The organism is Oleiphilus sp. HI0061 (assembly GCF_001635675.1).
Genome location: NZ_LWFE01001099.1, coordinates 1 through 5,801, shown reverse-complemented (window position 1 = coordinate 5,801; position 5,801 = coordinate 1). Strand labels below are relative to the sequence as shown.

The 5,801-nt window shown below is 43.9% G+C and carries 6 protein-coding genes and 1 tRNA gene; 5 read left to right on the top strand and 2 right to left on the bottom strand.

The annotated features are described in order from the left end of the window. Positions 1-548, top strand: a 548-nt coding sequence (locus A3735_RS15770) for a gamma-glutamyl-gamma-aminobutyrate hydrolase family protein (protein WP_068638258.1), incomplete at its 5' end; no start/stop codon positions are given. A 1-nt stretch (position 549) separates the two neighbouring features. On the opposite strand, the gene A3735_RS15765 is transcribed toward A3735_RS15770, so the two are convergent. Then, positions 550-637: transfer RNA gene (locus A3735_RS15765), tRNA-Ser, on the bottom strand. Positions 638-780: 143 nt separating this feature from the next. Between A3735_RS15765 and A3735_RS15760 the strand changes: the two genes are divergently transcribed. Beyond that, positions 781-1,236, top strand: coding sequence for an isoprenylcysteine carboxylmethyltransferase family protein (locus A3735_RS15760; protein WP_068513689.1), 456 nt, complete (start codon positions 781-783; stop codon positions 1,234-1,236). A 45-nt stretch (positions 1,237-1,281) separates the two neighbouring features. Here the strand turns inward: A3735_RS15760 and A3735_RS15755 are convergent, their stop codons facing one another. Beyond that, positions 1,282-1,908, bottom strand: a complete 627-nt coding sequence (locus A3735_RS15755; protein ID WP_068513687.1) for a hypothetical protein — start codon at positions 1,906-1,908, stop codon at positions 1,282-1,284. A 156-nt stretch (positions 1,909-2,064) separates the two neighbouring features. On the opposite strand from A3735_RS15755, the gene A3735_RS15750 reads away from it, so the two are divergent. From A3735_RS15750 to holB, 3 genes are all read left to right on the top strand, one after another. After that, a complete protein-coding gene (locus A3735_RS15750) occupies positions 2,065-2,997 on the top strand; it encodes a DUF58 domain-containing protein (protein WP_068638256.1) in 933 nt (310 codons plus the stop codon). Positions 2,998-3,027: 30 nt separating this feature from the next. Beyond that, positions 3,028-5,052, top strand: a complete 2,025-nt coding sequence (locus tag A3735_RS15745) for a transglutaminaseTgpA domain-containing protein (protein WP_068513681.1) — start codon at positions 3,028-3,030, stop codon at positions 5,050-5,052. A 58-nt stretch (positions 5,053-5,110) separates the two neighbouring features. After that, on the top strand, positions 5,111-5,801 hold a 691-nt coding region (gene holB, locus A3735_RS15740), incomplete at its 3' end, for a DNA polymerase III subunit delta' (protein WP_068638254.1).

The following is a 5,801-nucleotide window of genomic DNA, read 5'->3' as shown; positions in this document are numbered from 1 at the left end:
GTGGAGCCAGTGAGGCAAATGTCTTGGAGCCTGAAACATATACTTTCGTGCCTCACGCTGAACGCTTGCTTTTACAGTGTGTCGAAAATGAAACCCCTGTATTTGCATCTTGTTTTGGTTTTCAGTTAGCTGCCCAAGCATTGGGACGTGAAATTATTGATGACAAAGAAAATTACGAGATGGGCACTATCCCAATATCTCTCACCGAACATGCTGCTTCAGATCAGGTCTTTCGTGGCATCAGAAATGACTTTCTCGCAGTATCGGTTCATCAGCAAAAAGCGATTTCGGCACCCGAAGGCTGCATAGAATTAGCCTATACCGATATTTGCTGCCATGCCTTTAGAGTTGCGAACAAACCATTCTGGGCATTCCAGTTCCATCCTGAAGTTGATCGAGATATTTTGATTGACAGGCTGACCTACTACAAAGAAAAATATACAGATGATGATGGGCATTTAACAGAGGTATTAGAAAGCGCCCAAGAAACACCAGAATCTAACCATTTGATAGGGTTGTTTGTTGATAGGGTGTTGTTAGGAAACTAATTGGCGGAGAGGGAGGGATTCGAACCCTCGATACCTTGCGGTATACACACTTTCCAGGCGTGCTCCTTCGGCCACTCGGACACCTCTCCGTTTTGAACTTTCTAGCTTCGCAAATGGTGTAAACCCTGTTACGCTCCCAGAAAGGTGCGCTACTCTAAACTAGCATTTTAATCATTGCAATAGTTGAACCCGTTAGTAGCTAATAAAAGTTAACTTATAGGTATATGTTCTCGTGAATATTCGGATTCCTCCACCACTTCAAACACTGATTGCAGCAGGCATTATGTATGGGCTGGATACTTTGATTTCAGTGAGTCTATATCGGTTTGGGCTCTTGGCTGGTATTGTTATGGCTGTCTTGGGGCTTGCGTCTGTGTTTTTCTTAATGCCAGCGGTATTTAGCTTCTGGAAAAATAAAACAACCGTTAACCCTATTAAACCTGAAAATGCGACCACGCTTGTGGTTGATGGAGTTTATAAGTACTCGAGAAATCCAATGTATGTGGGTATGGCAGCGCTGTTGCTTGCTTGGGCTGTGTATTTGGCAAACCCTTTTAACTTCTTAGTGTTTGCATTGTACGTCTATGTCATGACGGCAATTCAAATAAAGCCCGAAGAGCGTGCTTTGGTAAAGATCTTTGGGGCGAGTTACAGGGAGTATTGCGAACAAGTGAGAAGGTGGGTTTAGCAGCCTATTAGGTTAGAAAAAAATAGACTGCTATATGAGCTTTTACTAATTTTGATCAGGTATATTAATGGTTAGGTCAAATCCGCCGCCAACGCGGGGGGTAATTTGAAGCGGACCTTCATCAATACCGTGAGGAAGTTCAATCTTGTCAATTTGAGGAAGGTTGCCAATTGAAAAGGTAAGTTGATTGTCCTGTCTACTTAGCCCAAGATCGTTGGCACCGTCGCCACCAATATAGACAAAGTCGAAATCACCCTCGGGTACCGCGTAGCGTGTATCGTTCATGACTTCTTCCATTGTGCGAGTGTTAACCTCGTCGTAGGTTGGGATCACAACGTCAATAGGCGCGATGGTTGCTGAAGCAATCGCTGCATTTCGTAGCATTTCTTCACTGAGTAGGACAGAGCTGGCAGTGCCATCGACGTGGTTCTGTTGGTGCCCTAGCTTATCCATATCCTGGTCTACATTTTCAACCGGGGCAATTGTCAGGCTGGAGTAGGTTTTTTGAGTTGTCTCAATTTCCTGCTTTTTAGGCGTAACAATAATTGTCGAGTCCTTGATATAGGTTTCGGTTAACTCTGAACTGCTAAGAGATTTAACTTCTGCGCCAGCCATTAGTGGCAGTAGTAATAAAGGTGACGCTTTTAGGATGATGCTAGAGCTAGTGTTCATATTCGGTGCCTGCGATATTATACGATCAGCAGAATAACAGGTGAAAAAGTGAGCAACCTGTCAGCTATACTGTAATTATTTAGGCTGAGATCTGCTAATGCAAGGTTTATAGTCTATGTTTCTGTTAAGAAAAGTAATTATGCGGGATGTGTCTAGTTGAAGTTGCCCTTAGCTGAACGAGTTGGTGAGATGATTGCGTCACGCAGTAAGCGAAGTGACTATTTTCGATTATCCCAAAAAAATATATACATTTTCCCCTCGCGTGCGGGTTTTGCTTATCTGTTACTTTTGTTGTTGATGCTGATAACGGCAATTAATTATCAGAATAGCCTTATTTACCTATTTACATTCTTCTTAGGTGCGATTTTCTTTTTCTCTATCTGGATGTGTTTTTTGAATATGTCCGGGCTTGAAATTAGTAGTGGTAAAGAAGAGGGTGTATTTGAGGGGGAGCGCGGCTACTTTTACGTGAAATACAGAAAAGAGCAGGGAGTGGCATTTGGTCTTAAAGTGGGCTTTGATGCAGGACAAATGAGTGCCGTCCCTCCGGTAACGAATAATCTTAATGAATATCCGGTTCAAGGTGGACTTAAAAACCGGGGATACCATACCTTAAAAAGATTGCGTTTGGAGTCGTGCTTTCCCTTTGGGCTGGTTCGAGCCTGGACATGGCTGAAACTGGATGCCTCGCTACTCGTTTACCCAAAACCTGTAGAAGGGAGTCCTACAAAAGCAGAGAATAGCGCTGAAAAAGGTTTGAGGAGCGATCAAAGGTCCGATGACTATAATTCGCTTCTTGCTTATCAAGCGGGCGATTCTATGCAGCGTATTAACTGGAAAAAATATGCAAGCTCTGAATTGCTAGTGGTTAAAGATAATGACTTAACTGCTTCAGATGCAAGCCGTGTACGTTGGCAAGATTATGAACCCTACGGAAAAGAGCAACGCTTACAGTTTATGTGTGAGAAAATAACTCGGCTGTACAAGGCTAAGCAAGCTTTTGGTCTTGAGTTACCGGTGATAGTGATTGAACCTGATTCAAGTGAGGCGCACTATTATGCCTGCCTTAAACAGCTAGCCTTATATTAATTTGCACGTGATCATATTAGTGGCTTGATAATGCAGAAAGACTTAAGAGAAGGTGATGACAAAGCAGTGATCAGCGGACAGAGCAACGTATTTGCGGTCCGTGCGCAGCCGGTTGGCGCCTTGCTATTAGTTATCATCTTACAGCTGATATCACACAGTGATCATCTTCCCATATGGCTAATCGTTTTTACGTTATTCATCTGTGTCTATCGTTTTATAGCTTATAAGCGAAATAGCCCGCCGGTAAGCACATTTGTCAAAACATGCTTAACGCTTGCTTCTTGCGCGGTGTTTGTCGCGCACTATAAAACCAACTTTTCTGTTGAAATGGCTGGCGCCTTTTTGTTTCTGACAGCTGTGTTGAAGTTTCTAGAGATCAAGGCTGACAAAGAGTTGTTTACAAGTATTTTTACGATGCTGTATTTAAGTTGTGTCTCGTTTCTATTTAGTCAGGGTGTATTTCATACGCTGTTGCAGTTGCTACTGATAGCTGTTTGCTTTTACGTGTTGCTATCCCAGAATATAGGCGCTGAATTTTCTTTAGGGAAGCGTGGTATTTCTACTTTGGGTAAAATGCTTTTCAAACTCATGGCCGTGTCTATACCTCTTGTCATAGTGCTGTTTTTATTCTTTCCTCGTATAGCTCCGTTGTGGCATATGCCTTTCAAAACTCAGCAAGGAAAGACAGGTATTAGCAATGTTATGTCTCCTGGCGATATTGCCTCACTTACCAAGTCTTCCGAAGTGGCTTTTAGAGCAGATTTCAGTGGTGTTGTCCCCGCCAAGTCAAACCTTTATTGGCGAGGTTTAGTACTCGACGAGTTTGACGGCAGAGAGTGGCGGCAAAGTATTGAGTATTATCCGGTCAGTCGCTATAAAATTGACCCAGGCCAACTTTATTCTCATGACGGCGCTACTTACCAGGTGATGCTAGAACCGCATCAAAATCGTTGGGCTTTTGCTCTCGATGATGGGCAGCCCTTAAGTAGTAACTTACTGAAAGGTGAGATGGGCATTTTTAGCCTAAAAAACGATGCCATTCAGGCGACGCGATACAAGTTGAGTTATCAAGAGAGTCTTGGGATAGCGGTTGGCTCATTACCCTTTTTATCCGAGCTTAAGGGGGTGGATCGAATCAGAACGCCCGTTGTACAAGATTTGCAGCGACCAGGTGCATCTAGCAACCCTCGAACACAGCAATATATCGCGCAGATGAAGGCGCGATACCCTGAACCTGAAGCACTCTTTCGAGCCCTAATGGAAAACTTCGCCAAGCAGAATTTTTATTACACCCTTAAACCCGAGACGACTGGTGAGCACTTCGTCGATGAGTTTATGTTTGATACAAAAACGGGGTTCTGCGCGCATTATGCAGGGAGCCTCGCTTACATGTTACGGCTTGCAAATATTCCTGCTCGCGTAGTGATCGGGTATCAAGGTGGAGAGTTGCGCGATAATGGAAAATATATGGTTGTCCATCAATACGATGCGCATGCTTGGGTTGAAGTGTACATAGTTGGTAAAGGTTGGTTTAGGGCTGACCCTACCTCGATGGTTGCACCAGAAAGAATATTGGATGGTGGGGCTGATGCCTTTCGCGAGAAAGAAGGCTTTCTTGAAGACTCACCACTTTCATCAGTTGGGCAGCAATTAGCGCTTGTTAAGTGGGTGGGGCAATATGTTGATAAAATGAGTTATGGCTGGCAAAAATGGGTAGTGAATTACAATCAGGGAGAGCATAAAAAGTTTGTCAGTTCGGTATTAGGGGAGTACAGCCTTTTAAGTGTCGCCAGTTTATTTGCGTATGTGCTTGTCGCTATTTTTATTTTATTCACCATCTATTTGTGGGGCCAAAAGTATGCCTTCAAATATACCTGGACAGAGAAAAAATATATGATGTGCTGCTACGTATTAGCTCGAATTGGCTATAGCAGAACGCTGGGTGAAACGCCCAGGCAATATTTATTACGTATTCATTCTATCGCACCGCAATACCTCTATCGTATTTTAGAGCGAGTGACGAGTGACTTAGAGCGAAAGCAATATCAGTCTTGATGTCATCAAGGTAAAATTGGTCTTTGGTGTTGGCTAAAACGGTTAAAGGAATCAGGTAATGTCATTTTTTCCTTGGCAGGCGGCTCAGTGGGAGCGTGTGCTCAAGCAGGTAAGAGAAAATAAAGTTCCACACGCATTCTTGTTAAATGGTGTTGAGGGAATCGGTAAGCTACAGTTTGCGGAGAGTCTAGCAGCGTATCTTTTGTGTGAAAGTACGTCTGAGGGAAAGCTTGAGCAAGCTTGCGGCACTTGTAAACAGTGTCGTCTTGTCGAATCTGAAACTCACCCCGACTATAAGCATATTGGTCCCGAAGAAGGGAGCTCTATTCTTAAAGTCGATGCGATTAGAAATATGGTTGAGTTTTTCGCGCAATCGAGCATGCAGGGGGGGCGAAAGCTCGCAGTGTTATCTCCTGCAGAATCACTTAATCATAATGCGGCGAATGCGCTATTGAAAACCCTTGAAGAACCGAGTGGCGATTCCGTTATTATCTTAGTATCACATAGCTCGGGGCAGTTACTTCCAACGATTCGTTCTCGTTGTCAGGTGATTGACTTTTCGTTACCTGAAACGTCTGCAGCGAAGCAGTGGCTAGAAGCGGCGCTGAACAAAGACGAGCTTAGCTTGTCTGGAGCTGAGTTAGACTCGGTTTTAGCGCTGGCGGCCCAAGCCCCGCTAAGAGCTTTGGAGTACGTTAAAACGGGCGCGCTTGAAGAAAATCAACGTATGCTAGAAGAAATGGCTAGCT